This window comes from Fibrobacter sp. UWEL (assembly GCF_900142535.1).
Taxonomy (GTDB): Bacteria; Fibrobacterota; Fibrobacteria; order Fibrobacterales; family Fibrobacteraceae; genus Fibrobacter.
In genome coordinates this window covers 285,646-301,142 of the sequence record NZ_FRBE01000002.1, presented here as the reverse complement: position 1 = coordinate 301,142, position 15,497 = coordinate 285,646, and the positions used below count along the sequence as shown (strand labels likewise).

Annotated in this window: 13 protein-coding genes; 9 read left to right on the top strand and 4 right to left on the bottom strand. The window is 49.6% G+C overall.

Going from position 1 to position 15,497, the window contains the following annotated elements; all coding sequences use genetic code 11:
* Positions 1-10: 10 nt before the first annotated feature.
* Positions 11-772 carry an SDR family NAD(P)-dependent oxidoreductase gene (locus BUB59_RS02690; RefSeq protein ID WP_073225372.1) on the bottom strand — a complete coding sequence of 254 codons (762 nt, stop codon included), beginning with the start codon at positions 770-772 and terminating at the stop codon, positions 11-13.
* 278 nt (positions 773-1,050) lie between these two features.
* On the opposite strand from BUB59_RS02690, the gene dapF reads away from it, so the two are divergent.
* From dapF to BUB59_RS02670, 4 genes are all read left to right on the top strand, one after another.
* Entirely contained in the window at positions 1,051-1,926 is an 876-nt protein-coding gene (gene dapF / locus BUB59_RS02685; protein WP_073225370.1) for a diaminopimelate epimerase, read from the top strand.
* Between the two features lie 53 nt (positions 1,927-1,979).
* The gene (locus tag BUB59_RS02680; RefSeq protein ID WP_073225368.1) at positions 1,980-3,188 is read left to right on the top strand and encodes an LL-diaminopimelate aminotransferase; all 1,209 of its coding nucleotides are present in this window, start codon (positions 1,980-1,982) and stop codon (positions 3,186-3,188) included.
* A gap of 111 nt (positions 3,189-3,299) precedes the next feature.
* Positions 3,300-4,817 carry a sigma 54-interacting transcriptional regulator gene (locus BUB59_RS02675; RefSeq protein ID WP_073225366.1) on the top strand — a complete coding sequence of 506 codons (1,518 nt, stop codon included), beginning with the start codon at positions 3,300-3,302 and terminating at the stop codon, positions 4,815-4,817.
* A gap of 60 nt (positions 4,818-4,877) precedes the next feature.
* On the top strand, positions 4,878-6,857 hold the full coding sequence (locus BUB59_RS02670) for an NAD(+) synthase (protein ID WP_073225365.1): 1,980 nt from the start codon (positions 4,878-4,880) through the stop codon (positions 6,855-6,857).
* 2 nt (positions 6,858-6,859) lie between these two features.
* Here BUB59_RS02670 and BUB59_RS02665 read toward each other — a convergent pair whose 3' ends face one another.
* Together BUB59_RS02665 and BUB59_RS02660 are read right to left on the bottom strand one after the other, a co-directional pair.
* A complete protein-coding gene (locus tag BUB59_RS02665; protein WP_073225363.1) occupies positions 6,860-7,447 on the bottom strand; it encodes a hypothetical protein in 588 nt (195 codons plus the stop codon).
* 114 nt (positions 7,448-7,561) lie between these two features.
* A complete protein-coding gene (locus tag BUB59_RS02660; protein WP_073225361.1) occupies positions 7,562-10,102 on the bottom strand; it encodes a DNA gyrase/topoisomerase IV subunit A in 2,541 nt (846 codons plus the stop codon).
* A 197-nt stretch (positions 10,103-10,299) separates the two neighbouring features.
* On the opposite strand from BUB59_RS02660, the gene BUB59_RS02655 reads away from it, so the two are divergent.
* From BUB59_RS02655 to BUB59_RS02640, 4 genes are read left to right on the top strand one after another with little or no spacing between them, the layout of a single operon-like run.
* Entirely contained in the window at positions 10,300-10,734 is a 435-nt protein-coding gene (locus BUB59_RS02655) for a hypothetical protein (protein ID WP_073225359.1), read from the top strand.
* Positions 10,735-10,747: 13 nt separating this feature from the next.
* On the top strand, positions 10,748-11,791 hold the full coding sequence (locus tag BUB59_RS02650; protein ID WP_073225358.1) for an NAD-dependent epimerase/dehydratase family protein: 1,044 nt from the start codon (positions 10,748-10,750) through the stop codon (positions 11,789-11,791).
* A 7-nt stretch (positions 11,792-11,798) separates the two neighbouring features.
* Complete coding sequence (locus BUB59_RS02645; protein ID WP_073225356.1) at positions 11,799-12,533, top strand: glycosyltransferase family 2 protein; 735 nt, start codon at positions 11,799-11,801, stop codon at positions 12,531-12,533.
* The gene (locus BUB59_RS02640) at positions 12,530-12,796 is read left to right on the top strand and encodes a hypothetical protein (protein WP_073225355.1); all 267 of its coding nucleotides are present in this window, start codon (positions 12,530-12,532) and stop codon (positions 12,794-12,796) included. The genes BUB59_RS02645 and BUB59_RS02640 overlap by 4 nt, the downstream gene beginning before the upstream one ends.
* A gap of 72 nt (positions 12,797-12,868) precedes the next feature.
* Here the strand turns inward: BUB59_RS02640 and BUB59_RS02635 are convergent, their stop codons facing one another.
* On the bottom strand, positions 12,869-14,230 hold the full coding sequence (locus tag BUB59_RS02635) for a CobW family GTP-binding protein (RefSeq protein WP_073225353.1): 1,362 nt from the start codon (positions 14,228-14,230) through the stop codon (positions 12,869-12,871).
* Between the two features lie 35 nt (positions 14,231-14,265).
* On the opposite strand from BUB59_RS02635, the gene BUB59_RS02630 reads away from it, so the two are divergent.
* Positions 14,266-15,453, top strand: a complete 1,188-nt coding sequence (locus BUB59_RS02630) for a mechanosensitive ion channel family protein (RefSeq protein WP_073225351.1) — start codon at positions 14,266-14,268, stop codon at positions 15,451-15,453.
* Positions 15,454-15,497 lie beyond the last annotated feature (44 nt).

The following is a 15,497-nucleotide window of genomic DNA, read 5'->3' as shown; positions in this document are numbered from 1 at the left end:
TTGTCTAGCTTTAGACTTTGCCCAGTTTCTTTTTCTGCTGTGCACCTGCAATCTTGGAGGCAATATAGCGGGGGAGGAGCTTGCCTGCAATGGCGGCGCCCTTCATGATCAAGCTGGGGACAATGATGGTCTTTTTCTTGAACATCATCTTCAGTGCGTAGCTAGCGCAGAACTTGGGGGAGATTCCCGGCAAGGCGAACTGCACGTTGGCTACGTCATTGAATTCTGTCTTTACTGGACCCGGGCAGAGCACGCTAGCGGATACGTTGGATTTGGATTCCTGAAGTTCCACGGCGATTCCCTGGGTAAGGCTTACCACATAGGCCTTGGTAGCGTAGTAGGTGGCCATGTAGGGACCGGAAGGCATAAGGCCTGCGCTGGATCCTACGTTCAAGAGATGTCCGCCGTTCTTTGCCAGAATCTTTACGGCTAGCTTGGAAAGGAGGTGCAGCGCGATGACGTTCACGTTGATCATGCGCAGTTCCTTGCTTAAGTCTGTTTCCGCAAATGCGCCGCAATCGCCGAAGCCAGCGTTGTTGATAAAGACGCCTACGTCGAACTTGTCAAGAAATTCGCCCAGACGTTCACATTCACTCTGGCTGGAAAGGTCTGCGGTAAATACTTCTGCAGGAGTTCCCAATTCTTTGGCAAGTGCCTGCAGGCGGTCTTCGCGACGGGCCACCAGAATAAGACCATAACCGCGGGCGGACAAATTCTTTGCGAATTCGGCGCCGATACCCGAGCTGGCGCCTGTAATAACTGCGTATCTCATGGACGCAAGTATAGAAAATGATTTATGATTTTGTATGTAATGATTGCTTTTTACGCATTTGGACGGATTTCGTCCAGCATTTTTGAAAAAATCTAAACTATGTTACATAAAGTGTAAAATATAAAGACGTTTGTTACATATTTTGTAAATTCTTTCAAATCTTGAAATCCAAATCCGATTCGCAATCTTTAAAATTTAATGAAATTCGCCACTTTTACTGAAAATGTAAAAGTGGCATGTTTTTTGCTTTACTATGGCGAATTTAAGGATTACAATTTATGTCATTGAAATTTTCTAAGTGGACTGGTCTCGGAAACGATTTCGTTCTGGTGGAACCGGGTGAAGCTTTTGATATGACTCTGGGTGCAGACCTGGAAAAGCGCGTGATTGAACTTTGCGATCGTCGTTTTGGTATTGGTGCCGATGGGGTTGTTGTTGTGACTCCGTTGCACAGTGGCGAAGAATACGTTGTGGCCGAAAAGGATGTTCGTGCTACTAGCGACGGCAAAGGCAATGGTGTTGATTTCGAAATGCGAATCTTTAACGCGGATGGTTCCGAAGCGGCCATGTGCGGTAACGCTACTCGCTGCGTGGCTAAGTTCATTCGTACCCGCGGCCTGAGTGACAAGGATTCCTTTGTACTTCATACCAAGAGCGGCTTGATAAAGCCCGCAATTCTTGGCGATGCAAACAAGCTGGAAGATGCTCAGGTTTGCGTGAATATGGGTGCTCCCCGCGATTTCTTAGGAACCATCAAGCTTACTGCGGATTCCTTCGACTTTACTGGCGAAACCGTTTCCATGGGCAATCCCCACACTGTGATTTTCGTGGATGATATTGAAAAAATCCAGTTGGAAAACTGGGGCCCGATTCTGGAACACGATAAGCAGTTCCCGGACCGTTGCAACATTGAATTTGCCCAAGTTGTGGCTCCCGGCAAGATCCGTATGCGCGTGTGGGAACGCGGTTGTGGCGTAACCATGGCTTGTGGAACCGGAAGCTGCGCTACTCTGGTGGCTGCTCAGCGTACTGGCCGCGTAGGTCTTGAATCCGACGTGGTTCTGGATGGCGGAACCCTCCACATCAAGCACGAAGAAGACGGACCAGTCCTCATGACCGGCCCCGCGAAGGAATGCTTTAGAGGCGAGGTTTAGCTCGCCGCCATGCGCCGAGAGGTGAAATTTAAAATAAAGAACGAGAAAAAGAAATGAACGAAAAGATTGTCAATCCGTACTACGATCGTCTTCCTGGCAGCTACCTGTTTTCTACCATTGCCAAGAAAATTAAGGAATACCAGGGCACTCACGCAAACGCCGACATTATCCGCCTGGGTATCGGTGACGTGACCACTCCCATTATCCCCGCCGCTATCGAAGCCATGCACAAGGCTGTGGATGAAATGGCTTGCAAGAACACCTTCCGCGGTTACGGTCCGGAACAGGGTTATGATTTCCTTCGTGAAGCTATTATTCGCGGTGAATATACTCCCCGCGGCGTTGAAATGGACCCCGATGATGTATTTGTAAGTGATGGCTCCAAGTGCGACGTTGCTAACATCCAGGAACTTTTTGCTGCTGACGTGAAGATTGCCATTCCTGACCCGGTTTACCCTGTGTATCTGGACTCCAACGTGATGGCTGGCCGTACGGGCTTTATGCAGGAAGATGGCCATTTCTCTGAAGTGACTTACCTGGCATCTACCGCCGAAAACAATTTCCAGCCGGAGCTTCCCAAGAATCCGGTGCAGCTGATTTACCTGTGCAGCCCCAACAACCCGACGGGAACTGTTCTTAGCCGCGAAACTTTGCAGAAGTTTGTGGATTACGCCAACGAAACCGGCGCTCTGATCCTGTTCGATGGTGCTTATAACTGCTACATCCAGGATGAATCTCTGCCTCACTCCATTTATGAAATTCCGGGTGCCCGCAACTGCGCAATCGAATTCCGCAGTTTCAGTAAGACTGCTGGCTTTACCGGAGTCCGTTGCGCTTACACCATCGTGCCTCATGAACTGGGCAAGCTTCGCTCCATGTGGAATCGCCGTCAGTGCACTAAGTTTAACGGCGTGAACTACGTTGTCCAGCGTGCTGCCGAATCTATTTATACTCCCGTAGGTTGGGAACAGACTAAGGCTGTCATCAAGGGCTATATGGACACCGCTGCTATGATCCGCTCCGAGCTGACTGCTGCCGGTTACACCGTATTTGGTGGCGAACACGCTCCCTATATCTGGTGGAAGCTGGAAAATGGCGAAAAGTCTTTCGACTTCTTCGATCGTCTGCTTGGTACTTGCGAAGTGGTGGGAACTCCGGGATCTGGCTTTGGCCCCTGTGGTGAAGGATACTTCCGCTTGACCGCCTTCGGAGATCATGAACAGACCAAGGTCGCCTTGAAACGAATCAAGGAAAAACTTTAATTTTACACTTTCTGTAAAACAAAGTATATTTGAAACCAGAAATATTAGCCCGCGAAACCTCAAAGTGCCGCAGGCGCGAGCCACTAACCACTAGCCACTAACCATTAGCCTATGAAACAGCCAATCGGTCCAGAAATCTCGGTTATTCAAAAGATTAGCGCAGCTATCATTCACGAACGTGATGCAGAAAAGCTGCTGTCCAATGTTCTTGCCATTTTGGATACAGAACTTGGCATGCTTCGTGGTACATTCACCTTGCGCTTTGGTGATACCTTGAAGATTGAAGCTTCCCACGGTATGACGGAAGCTGAAAAGCAGTTGGGTCAGTACCATATGGGTGAAGGTATTACAGGTCACGTTGCTGAAACGGGACGTAGCCATGTGATTCCCGACTTGCGTAAGGATTCTCGCTTCCTGAACCGTACGGGTTCTCGTAATTACGATTCCCAGGTGGCCTTCATTTGCGTGCCTCTGGTTCATGATGAACAGGTCATCGGTACTCTTTCTGTGGACCGCCCGGTGGATGTGACCACGGATTTGGATCATGACGTTGCCTTGCTGGAAATCATCGCCAACATTACGGGTGATGCCGCCAACGAATGTCAGGAAGTCCATTCTGAACATGCCGCCTTGCTGGAAGAAAACCAGAAGCTGCGTGATATGTTGTCCGGTAATCCCACGGAACTGGTGGGTAACTGCCGCGAAATGCAGATTGTGTATGAACAGACTCGTCAGGTGGCACCCTCTGATGCAACCGTTCTGATTCGTGGTGGTAGCGGTACTGGTAAGGAAATGATCGCCCGCGCTATCGTGAATTTGTCTTCCCGTAAGGATAAGCCTTTCATTACCTTGAACTGCGCTGCCCTTCCGGAAAACCTGGTTGAAAGCGAACTGTTCGGCCATGAAAAGGGTGCCTTTACTGGTGCTGTGAACCGCCGTATCGGTCGTGCAGAAGCAGCCAATGGCGGTACTCTCTTCCTGGACGAAATTGGTGATTTGACCATGCAGACACAGGTGAAGCTTCTCCGCTTCTTGCAGGAAAAGACTTTCAGCCGTGTGGGTAGTAACGAAGAACTTCATTCCGATGTTCGCTTCCTGGCTGCAACTAGCCGCAATCTGGAAGAACTGATGGAAAAGAAACTGTTCCGCGAAGACTTGTTCTACCGCCTGAACATTTTCCCGATTTCCATGCCGGACTTGGCAAAGCGCCAGAGTGACATTATCTTGTTGGCAGAACACTTCATTGAAAAGATGAACCTGCGTTACAGCAAGAAAGTTGTTCGTTTGTCTACAACCGCCATTAATCTGCTCATGAGCTATCATTGGCCGGGTAACGTTCGTGAATTGGAGAACTGCATGGAACGTGCCGTTCTTACTGCAAGTGACGATTGCATCCATAGCTACAACCTGCCGCCTTCGCTGCAGACTAGCCTTAGCACCGGCTCCATCATTTCTGCTGAAATGAAGAACGCCCCGCTGGATGTGATGATGAATAACTACGAACGTGAACTGATCACCGAAGCTATCAAGCGCAACAACGGAAATATTTCCGCTGCAGGCCGTGAGCTGGGTGTCAGCCCCCGCATGATGAACTATCGCATGAACAAGCTGGGACTGAATACCAAGTAAAGATGTTTATTTGAGTGAAAAGAGGTCTCCCGTAAGGGGGACCTTTTTTATATTTGTGGCATGTTCGGATTTTATCGATTTGCTTCTGTTTGCCCCAACCTGAAGGTTGCGGATACTGCCTTTAACACTGCGGAGATTATTCGCTGCGGTAAGCTTGCTCAGGAAAATGGGACCGCTGTTACCGTGTTTCCTGAACTGTGCATTACAGGATACACCTGCAGTGACTTGTTCCATCAGGAACTGCTATTGAAGAATGCTTATGGTAGCCTTCAGAAGATTGCAGAAGCGTTTGCGGATTCCGATATGATTGTTGCAGTGGGTTTGCCTCTGCGTATGTTTGGTCGCCTTTATAACTGTGCTGCTTTTGTGCAGCGTGGCCAGCTCATTGCAGTGACTCCCAAGATTCATTTGCCCAACCAGCGCGAATTCTACGAGAAGCGTCACTTCAATAGCGGTCGCGACTTGCTGAATTCTGCAGATCGCATTACCTGGGATTTCCCGGGCTTTGGCGAAGTGCCTGTAACTAACTTCATTCGTAGTGGCGTAAGTTCTGTGGCTGGCTGTGATGCTGAAAATGCGGGGGCCGAAATTTGCTTTGGCGTGGAACTTTGCGAAGACCTTTGGACTCCCATGCCGCCTAGCGGTGAACTGGCCTTGGCTGGAGCAAACGTTATCCTGAACCTTTCTGCCAGCGATGCGTTGGTGGGGAAGGGCGATTACCGCCGTAACCTGGTGATGAACCAGTCTGCTCGTTGCATGGCGGCCTACGTTTATTCTTCTGCTGGTGTGCAGGAATCTACTACGGACATGGTCTTTAGCGGTCACCTGATGATTGCTGAAAACGGAAGCATGCTTGCGGAACGTAAGGATTACGGTCGCGAGTCCGAAATTATTTATGCGGATGTGGACGTTCAGCGCCTGAATATGCAGCGCCTGAGCGAAGGTTCCTTCCAGGATTTTGACGCAACACCCTATTTTGCAACTGCTGCAGAATTCGGCCCCCTGCCGGAAGTGAAGGTCTTGAACCGCTTTATCTGTTCTACTCCCTTCGTGCCGGGTAACGTGGAAACCCGCGATTCCAACTGCCGTGAAATCTTTAACATTCAGTGTGCTGGCCTTGCAAAACGTATGGAAGCCTCTCACTCCAAGCGCGCTGTGGTGGGCTTGAGCGGTGGCCTGGATTCTACGCTGGCTTTGCTGGTGATTGCTGAAACTTTCAAACTGATGAATCGCCCTGCTTCCGAAATTCTAGTGCTGACCATGCCCGGCTTTGGAACAACTAACCGCACGAAAAATAATGCGGTGACTATGGCGGAACTATTGGGCGTTGAACTGCGTACCGTATCCATCAAGGATGCTTGTATGCAGCACTTTAGCGACATTGGACATGACCCTGCTGTGTTGAACGTGACTTACGAAAACGTTCAGGCCCGCGAACGTACGCAGATCCTGATGGATGTTGCCAACAAGGAAGGCGGTATCGTGGTTGGTACTGGTGACCTGTCTGAAATTGCGTTGGGCTGGAGCACTTATAATGCCGATCACATGTCCATGTATGCAGTGAACTGCGATATCCCGAAGACTCTGGTGCGCCATGTGGTGGCCTGGTACGCAGACCGCGCTCGTAACTTTATTGCTGATGAAAAGACTGCGGATGAACTTTCTGCTGTGCTTCGCGATATTTTGGATACGCCTGTTTCTCCGGAATTACTCCCTGCCGATGCCAATGGCCAGATTGCCCAGAAGACGGAGTCCATCTTGGGTGCTTATGAAATTCATGATTTCTATCTGTACCATTTTGCTAAGTACGGGGCAGAACCTGCAAAGCTTCTGTATCTGGCTAAGATTGCTTTTGCCGGCACCTATCCGGACGAAGAACTGGAACGCTGCCTGAAGCTGTTTGTACGCCGCTTCTTTACTCAGCAGTTCAAGCGCAGTTGCATTCCCGATGGCCCTAAGGTTGGTACCATCTCCTTGTCTCCTCGTGCAGACTGGAGAATGCCCTCGGATGCAAGTTTCAGTGATTGGCTGGAAAGCTAGTCTTATTGCTCTACACATTCTTCGTCGCAACAGAAAGAACTTTTTCGATAGGCGAAATATCGAGAATCTTCTTCTTGCTTACGCTTGATGAATTGCCTGACTACATGGTCACTTGCGGTGCTTTTGTGGAATTCTTCATATAGTTCTGTTATTTGATTAGGGTCAGGGGCATCTTCATTTTTGCAGTTTTTGAAGAACACCTCGTTGGGATCCTTGATCCATGCAAGACGTGAACCAACGTAAGTTTTCTGAATGCGAGAAACTTCTCCAGATTCCCAGTTTTTCGGATCTAATCTTAATAGGATGGGATTGAATTCACTTCGCTCTTCGTCTCCAAACCCATGTCCGTAGCAGTCTCCCGTGGTGGATACGCTGAGAACTGCTTTGCCATTGAGCGAACGCTTCGACGCGATGACGCCGATGCTGCCGTTATAGATGGTGTGGTTGTCGTCCACCATATCTACGGTGGGACGGAATCCTAGTGCTCTCTGAACAACATTTTCTTGCGCATCTAAATACTCTTTCCAAAGAGCATCAATTCTTTCGGGCAATCCAACAAAATAAACGTAGTCATCAACATATACGGACATAAGTTCCTCAGGTTCTTTGTTACATCTGTATTATCGAAATAAAAATAAACATTGTAAAAAGGGCCTGCAGTTTTTTACTGCAGGCCCTTATGAGAAATGGATTAGCCTCGCGGTCTAGAATAGACTGGGTTCGGCGTCGTCTGCGTCGTCGGATTCACTTGCTCCATCGTCGAATGAGTCGGCGGGAGAAATGCGGCTAACGCGCTTCACCTTCTTGGCGGTAAACTTGCTGCCAAGAGCCTTGTAGCCCTTGATTTCTGCAACTTCCGTCAGGTCCAGTTCTTCCTTCTGGACTTCGCGACCTACCTGGTATTCCATCAGTTCCTTGGCATCGTTAGAGGCAAAGAACTCGATCATCTTGGAATCCTTGTGGTCGGAAATCAGGTTGAACTCCGTAGTCATGGGGCAGCCATCCAGGTTGAATCGCTTGACCATGTAGTTGAAGTTTCCGCCTTCAAAGTACAGAATAGAGAAAATCTGTGTCGGGTCGTACTTGTGGATATACTTGATGCCAGTACCCACAATAATCGGGTCGGCCATGTCATGGACGCGGGCAGAACCGTTTTCCTTGACGATCAAGATTTTGTCCTTTTCGCCAAACTCACCAATGCGGTCGCCCTTCTTCTGGGTGCTGATTACACCGCTGGGGGCGTCAAAGTACAGTACGCGGGCTCCCAGGGTGCTTACGCCCTTGCGCAGACGTTTGATGCTCTTGACGGGATACTTTGTCACGATGTTGCCCATGGCTCCGCGACCCTTCACTTCGATGGTGCTGAAGTCCACTTCAAAGTTCAGCTTGGTGCGGGGACGGGGCTTCAGGGTGACTTCTACCACTTCGGCTTCGCCATTCATGTTGCTGGACATATACAGGATTTTGCTGCCCGGCTTGCCCTTGCCCATGAAGTAATCCTTGTCGCGGGTAACGCCACCCACGTTAAATCGCTTGATGTAGTAGGCTCCGTCTTTACCGTCCAGGTGGATGACGTTATAAATGTGACGGTCGTCGTCCTTCTTGAATTTTTCGACGAGAATAATGTCCTTGCCCACGAAGTCCTTGTCGCTGACCTTGACCACCTTAAAGCTTCCGTCGGCCTTGAACACGATAAGGTCGTCGTACTCGGACACGTCGAAGAGGTATTCTTCTTTCTTCATGCCGGTACCCAGGAAGCCTTCCTTGCGGTTTACATAGAGCTTCTGGTTGGCAATGGCCACATGAACCGCTTCCACCTTGCCGAATTCAGCAATCTCGCTCTTACGTTCCTTGCCTTCGCCGTACTTCTTCAGGATGTTCTTGAAGTGGTCGATGGTGTAGTCCGTAATGTGTTCCTGATTGAAGGTATTCTGCTGGATGCTTGCGTCCAGTTCTGCCAACAGTTCATCGGCCTTCTTACGGTCGAATCGGCTGATACGGCGGATAGGAATTTCTGCCAGCTTCAGGATTTCTTCCTGAGTGACTTCGCGACGCAGATGCTTGATGTAGGGCTTAAGACCGTCGTCAATAAGCTGGACCATTTCGTCACGACTCTTGGCGTTTTCGATGACCTGGTAGACCTTCTTTTCGATGAAGATCTTTTCCAGACTGGTCATGTGCCACTTGTCGTCCAGATGCTTACGTTCGTTTTCCAGTTCCCATTTCAATAATTGAACCGTATGATCCGTATTCATCTTCAGAATTTCGGATACGCCCAGGAACTTGGGATGCTTGTCTACGATGACGCAGGTGCAGGGGGACAGGCTCTTTTCGCAGTCGGTAAAGGCGTAGAGGGCGTTCATGGCCACCTGGGGGTCGGTGCCCGGCTGCAGGTGGATCAAAATTTCCACGGACTGGCTGGTATTGTCGTCCACATGCTTAATCTTGATCTTGCCCTTTTCGTTGGCCTTCACGATGCTTTCGATCAGGCTTACGGTAGTGGTGCCATAAGGAATTTCCTTAATGGCCAAAGTCTTGTTGTCCACCTTTTCGATCTTGGCACGAACCTTAACCTTGCCGCCTCGCTGACCATCATTGTAGTCGGAAACATCGATGATGCCGCCGGTAAAGAAGTCCGGATAGAGAACCACTTTCTTGCCGCGGAGGTAGTCGATGCTTGCCTGGCAAAGTTCGCGGAAGTTGTGGGGGAGGATGTAGGTGGAAAGACCCACAGCAATACCGTCTACGCCCTGTGCCAAAAGCAGGGGGAACTTGACGGGGAGGGTCACCGGTTCTTCGCTACGACCGTCGTAGCTGGGAATCCATTCCGTAGTTTCGGGATTGAACACCACGTCCACGGCAAACGGTGTCAGTCGGCCTTCGATGTATCGGGGGGCTGCGGCACGGTCACCGGTAAAGGGGTTACCCCAGTTACCCTGGGTGTCAATGAGCAGGCCCTTCTGGCCCAAGCCCACCAGAGCATCACCGATGGATGCATCACCATGAGGGTGATAAGCCATGGTACGACCCACGATGGTAGCCACCTTCTGGTAGCGGCCGTCGTGGTTTTCAAAAAGGGAATGCAGAATGCGGCGCTGCACCGGCTTGAGACCGTCCTCGAAGTAAGGAACGGCGCGGTCCAGAATCACATAGCTGGCGTAGTCCAAAAACCATCCGTTATAAAGCTTTTCAAGATGGTTTACATTCGATAGTCCAAGGGTAGAATCTTGTCTTTCTTCGCTCATAGTTCTAAAGTCTCAAAAATTTTTGGACAATTTAGTTTTTTACGTCTCGGCCGTAATGTAGAAAAATAAAATGGCACAAAGTGACAAAGTACTGCACAAATGGGTAAAACTTTGGAAAACATCTATTTTGGAATGATTTTCCGTAATCGGTTTCCGCCTGTTTTTTATATATTACGGCAAAAATAAGGAGTTTTTCCATGAAATTCGTACGTTCTCTGATTGCTGTTTCTGCAGTTGCCGCTGCTTCCATGCTGGTGGCTTGTGGCGATGATAGCTCCACTTCCTCTTCCGGTGCAGACTCCAAGTGCGAAGTCTCTAACGGCGTTGTCGTTGTGTCTCCGGCTGCTGGCGCTAAGTTTAAGATTGGTGACGAAATTACCGTCGTATTCGGTTCTGATATTAAGGCCAATGGTTTTGATATTGAATATCGTACGAGTGAAAATGCCAAGGGTCAGAGCTTGGTTGAAAATTCTGTGGGTCCCGAAGAACCGGATGGCAAGACCTGCTATGAAGTAAAGGTCGTTCTTGACTCTGAAGCGGTGACTCCTTCTGACGAAGCTGTGATTCGCGTGATTCCTTACTCCAACCAGGGTAAGGGTGCCAACTCCGGCAAGTTTACCGTGACTGAATAATCACGGCATTCCGTTGAAACCTGTATTAAGATTTGACGATCCTTCAATCACCGTAGCCGTTGTTGGCTGCGGTGGTTTTATTGGTAGTCATCTTTTGCAGGCCATCTTTGAGAAGACCTGCTGGCGTGTCTTTGGCGTGGATCTGGAATCTTACAGAATTCAGCAACACCTGGCTAATCCCCGACTGGAATTTCTCTGTGCGGATTTGGCTGATTCTTCCGTGATTAAGCGGGTGGCAGCTTTCCCTGTGGTCATCAATCTGGCCGCCATTTGCACGCCTAGTCGCTACATGGATGAGGCTGCGGAAGTCATTCGCAGTAACTATGACCACCCGGCTCGACTGGCAGATGCTTGCCTGAAGAGCGGCGCCTGGTTGGTGCATTTCTCTACTTCTGAAATATACGGTAAGACTTCTGCGGAATCCGGCTTGCTGAACGAGGACCACACGGAAATATCCTTCGGTCCCGTAAGCGCTTCCCGCTGGAGTTATGCTACGGCAAAGCTCCTGACGGAACGTTATATTGCAGGCCTTTCCGGACTGAGCTGGACTGTAGTGAGACCTTTCAACTTTGTAGGACCCTACATGGACTACATGCCTGGCGTCGATGGGGAAGGAATCCCGCGAGTTCTTGCGAACTTCTCCAGCGCTCTTGTGCGGGGGGAACCTCTTGCTCTTGTAAACGGCGGTAAGGCCAAACGCAGTTTTACCTCCGTACATGATGCGGTGGAATTCCTGTTTTGCCTCTTCGGTGCTGCTCCCGAAAGTTGCGACCACCAGGCTTTCAATGTGGGCAATCCCGATAATGAACTTTCCATCGGGGAACTTGCCCAGAAAATGCGTTCTATTTACGCAAGTATTCGCGGTGTAGACGTTTCCTCCATTCCTGAACCGCGTGAAATTTCCGGAGAAGAATATTATGGCGCTGGCTATGAAGACTCCATGCGCCGCCTTCCCGATGTAAGCAAGGCGGAACGTCTTGTGAACTTTCGGGCTCGCACCCCTCTGGACGAGGTTCTGCGGGAATCTCTGGAATGGTTCGTGAGCCATTATTCCTGAGAGAACTATGGCTGATATCTTCATTTTTGTTCCTGCCTATAATGTGGAAAAGACGTTAGGAGATGTTCTTTCTGCAATTCCTGAAAGCGTCTGGAAACGTTCCGAGGTGATGGTCATTGACGATGGCTCTATGGACAATACCCGCGGTGCATACGATGAATTCGTCAAGACTCATCCCAGAATGCCGCTGTTCTATTTCCGCTTTGAGAAAAATAGCGGGTACGGCGCTGTAGTGAAAAAAGGCCTGCGGTTAAGTACAGCTGGTTCTTATAGATTCGTAGCGTGTCTTCACGGGGATGGACAGTATCCCGCAAATCTGCTGGACAAGTTCATTGAACATCTTGAAAACTTTGAAGCCCCTTCGGGACAGAAACTTGTACTTCTGCAGGGGTCTCGACATGCAACCCGCGGGGGTGCTAAGGCGGGGAACATGCCCCTCCATAAAAGGATTGGGGGTGCTTTCCTGACGGCTTTAGAAAACCGGGTGTTCCGTCAAAAACTGACGGATCGGCACAGCGGATTCATACTTTACCGCACCAGCTTTTTAAAGACGGTGGATCTTGAAAAGTTAAGCCCCAGCTTTGATATTGACTTGGAACTGATCTCCATTGCGGACGCTCGCGGGTTTGCTCTGGGCGAATTACCTATCCCTACAGTCTATGCCGAGGAGACGTCCAATCTAAATGTGGTGACGTACGGATTACGTTGTCTAAGACTTGTGTGGCGGAGGCTCTTTAAGTGACTGTTAAAAAACGTATTGCAAAGAAGGCTGCGCAAAAAGCTGCCTTGCCTAAAGAAGAAAAGATTGTTCATGTGAAGGTAAAAAGACCCAAAGCAGTGCCGAAAGAAATCCCGCAAGTAGAACCGGAGGATTCCTTTAGCATCTCTTCTATTTGCAAGGAATTTGCAGGAGAGTTTGCTGCTCAATCATTGCTCAAAGTAGCTGAGAATGCTGCGGAAATGGCGGTTGGGGCTGTTGGTGAAGCTCTTGGGAATGCCTTGTAAAACAGATAAGAACAGAACGTAAAAAAAGACGAACCGTAAGGTTCGTCTTTTTTTTAGGATTCTTGAATTGGATTAGTCGTCCAGACAGTCGTTCAGGACAGAGATAATCTTCTTCTTTTCCATGTGCTGGCCGATAAAGACGAGACGGATGATGCGGTCACCGTATTCTGCGTCCCAGACTTTCATCAGGTCAGGATTCTGGCTGAGAATCATCTGCTGGGTAGCCTTGTCTTCGGCTGCAAACCAACGACCGAAATTCTGTGCGGTAGCCTGCTTGCCTGCCTGTTCGTAAAGGAAGCTGTTGTCGCGATCGTCGCTGAACCACAGCAGACCCTTGGTGCGGATGATGCTGTTGGGATAATCGTTCAGGAAAGCTTCGAACTTCTTGCGGTTGAAGGGACGGCGGCGCTCGTACACGAAGGTAGAAATGCCGTATTCGTCACCATGGGGATGATCCTTGTCGTGGTGATGACCGCAGTGGCATACGCCATGTTCATGGTCGCAGTGGCTGTGGTCTTCGTCGTCATGATCATGATGGTGATGATGTTCATGGTCGTGGTCATCATCGTCGTCATCATCATCGTGATGGTGGTGGCAGACGCCGTGTTCATGATCGCAATCGCTGTGGTCTTCGTGGTCATGGTCGTGATGGTGATGTTCGTCTTCATCTTCATCATCGTCGTCGTCGTGACCGTCATCGATCTTGTTCAGTTCAATGGCCCAACCTGCGGATTCGGCAACCTTTTCGTAGTCGAACTGCTTGGTGTCCAGAATTTCATTCATTTCCACCTTGCCGAAGTTGGTTTCAATCATCTTGGCGGTGGGCTGCAGAGCCTTCACCACGGCCTTCACCTTTTCAAGATCGTTCTTGGAAAGGCAATCCACCTTGTTCATGATGATGGTGTTGCAGAATTCGATCTGCTGGATCAGCAGGTTTGCAATATCTTCTTCTTCCAGATCCTTCTGGAGGAGCTTTTCGCCACCGCCAAATTCGTCGGCAAGACGCAGCACGTCCACTACGGCTACGATATTGTCCAGATGGCAGGGGAGCGGTTCACCGTTCTTGCCTCTCAGCTGGGCGCCGGCCATGCAGATGGTCTGTGCGATGGGTTCCGGTTCGCAGATGCCACTTGCTTCGATCAGGATGTAGTCAAACTTGCCGGTTTCCAGAATTTCTGCAATCTGTTCCAGCATGTCCTGCTTCAGGGAGCAGCAGATACAGCCATTGGACAGGGGGACCACGGTGCCGTCGTCGGCCTTCGTGATGTTTCCGCCCTTTTCAATAAGGGTCTGGTCAATATTTACTTCGCCAATGTCGTTGACGATAACAGCTACGTGGTAGCCTTCCTGGTTGTTAAGAACGTAGTTGAGGAGAGTAGTTTTACCGGCTCCTAAGTAACCGGTGAGCACTGTAATAGGTACTGATTTCTTCATGGCCCAAAATCTAGCAATTTTTTTATTTTTAGGCTATGGATATCAAGTTTGCCATTTTACTCATAGCCACCTTTGTGGCGCTGGCTTTCTGCTTTTTTGTGGTGAATCCCATTGCGAAGCGAATTGCTCAAAAGACTCCCAATAAGTTTGATGACTTGCTGGTGGAAAAGAATTTCTTTTCCCGAGTTCTGCAATTAGTTCCTGCCGGTATTTTTAGTACGGGACTCCCGGAAGTTCTGGATCAGACGTCCTGGGTATTTGATCTTTGCACCCGAGTTTCCAATGTGTGGTTTGCTCTTGTGGGTTGTGCTGTTGGCTGCTCCATCTTTGATGTAGTGGAAGCACTGAACGATAACAACAAGCGGACTATGAATAAGCCTTTGCACGGAATTTTCCAGGCAATTAAGCTAGCGATTTTTTGTGTATGCGCAATCGTAATCGTCTCCCAGGTTTCGGGAAAGAGCCCCATCTTTATTCTCTCAGCCTTGGGCGCTGCCGCTACGGTTCTCATGTTGATTTTCCGCGATTCCATCCTGGGGGTGGTTTCTGGAATTCAGATTAACTTGTCCGACTTGTTGCGTAAGGGCGACTGGATTGAAATTGACCGTCACCATGCCGATGGAACGGTCATCGACATTACTCTTACTTCTGTGAAGGTTCGTAACTGGGATAAGACCATCTCTGTGATTCCCGCCTATGACCTCATTACCAACAGCTTCAAGAACTGGCGTGGCATGGAGGAATCCGGTGGTCGCCGCATCAAGCGTTCCCTCTTCCTGGACCAGCATAGCATTCGTTTCTTGACAGAAGAGGAAATAGAGCGCTTGTCCAAGATTGAAATTCTAAAGCCCTACATGGATGAAAAGAGGCGTGAACTTGCTACCGAATTCGTCAAGAAGTATGGGGAAGGTTCCGCTCCCAGCGAGTTGGATATGGTGAATAGCCGCCACCTCACGAATATCGGGACGTTCCGTGCTTACTGCACTGCATATCTCCGCAGCAGCAAGAGCGTTGCTCAGGATATGACCTTGATGACCCGCCAGTTGCAGCCCACTCCCGAGGGCCTGCCGCTGGAAATCTACGCCTTCGCCAATGTGACCCAGTGGATCGCCTACGAAGGAATCCAGGCAGATATCTTCGATCATTTAATTGCCGTCCTTCCTGAATTCGGATTGAGCCTGTTCCAGTATGCGGGTTATCCGCAGGGCGGAGGAGCTAGGTAAGCGGACTGCAAAATTCTATATTTGGCCTCGTTTTGGTGACGAGG

Excerpts from the sequence above, each read along its gene's own strand:
- BUB59_RS02645 (WP_073225356.1), top strand. The coding sequence starts at position 11,799 with ATGGCTGATATCTTCATTTTTGTTCCTGCCTATAATGTGGAAAAGACG.
- BUB59_RS02680 (WP_073225368.1), top strand. The coding sequence starts at position 1,980 with ATGAACGAAAAGATTGTCAATCCGTACTACGATCGTCTTCCTGGCAGC.
- dapF (WP_073225370.1), top strand. The coding sequence starts at position 1,051 with ATGTCATTGAAATTTTCTAAGTGGACTGGTCTCGGAAACGATTTCGTT.
- BUB59_RS02670 (WP_073225365.1), top strand. The coding sequence starts at position 4,878 with ATGTTCGGATTTTATCGATTTGCTTCTGTTTGCCCCAACCTGAAGGTT.
- BUB59_RS02655 (WP_073225359.1), top strand. The coding sequence starts at position 10,300 with ATGAAATTCGTACGTTCTCTGATTGCTGTTTCTGCAGTTGCCGCTGCT.
- BUB59_RS02660 (WP_073225361.1), bottom strand. The coding sequence starts at position 10,102 with ATGAGCGAAGAAAGACAAGATTCTACCCTTGGACTATCGAATGTAAAC.
- BUB59_RS02665 (WP_073225363.1), bottom strand. The coding sequence starts at position 7,447 with ATGTCCGTATATGTTGATGACTACGTTTATTTTGTTGGATTGCCCGAA.
- BUB59_RS02630 (WP_073225351.1), top strand. The coding sequence starts at position 14,266 with ATGGATATCAAGTTTGCCATTTTACTCATAGCCACCTTTGTGGCGCTG.
- BUB59_RS02635 (WP_073225353.1), bottom strand. The coding sequence starts at position 14,230 with ATGAAGAAATCAGTACCTATTACAGTGCTCACCGGTTACTTAGGAGCC.
- BUB59_RS02690 (WP_073225372.1), bottom strand. The coding sequence starts at position 772 with ATGAGATACGCAGTTATTACAGGCGCCAGCTCGGGTATCGGCGCCGAA.
- BUB59_RS02675 (WP_073225366.1), top strand. The coding sequence starts at position 3,300 with ATGAAACAGCCAATCGGTCCAGAAATCTCGGTTATTCAAAAGATTAGC.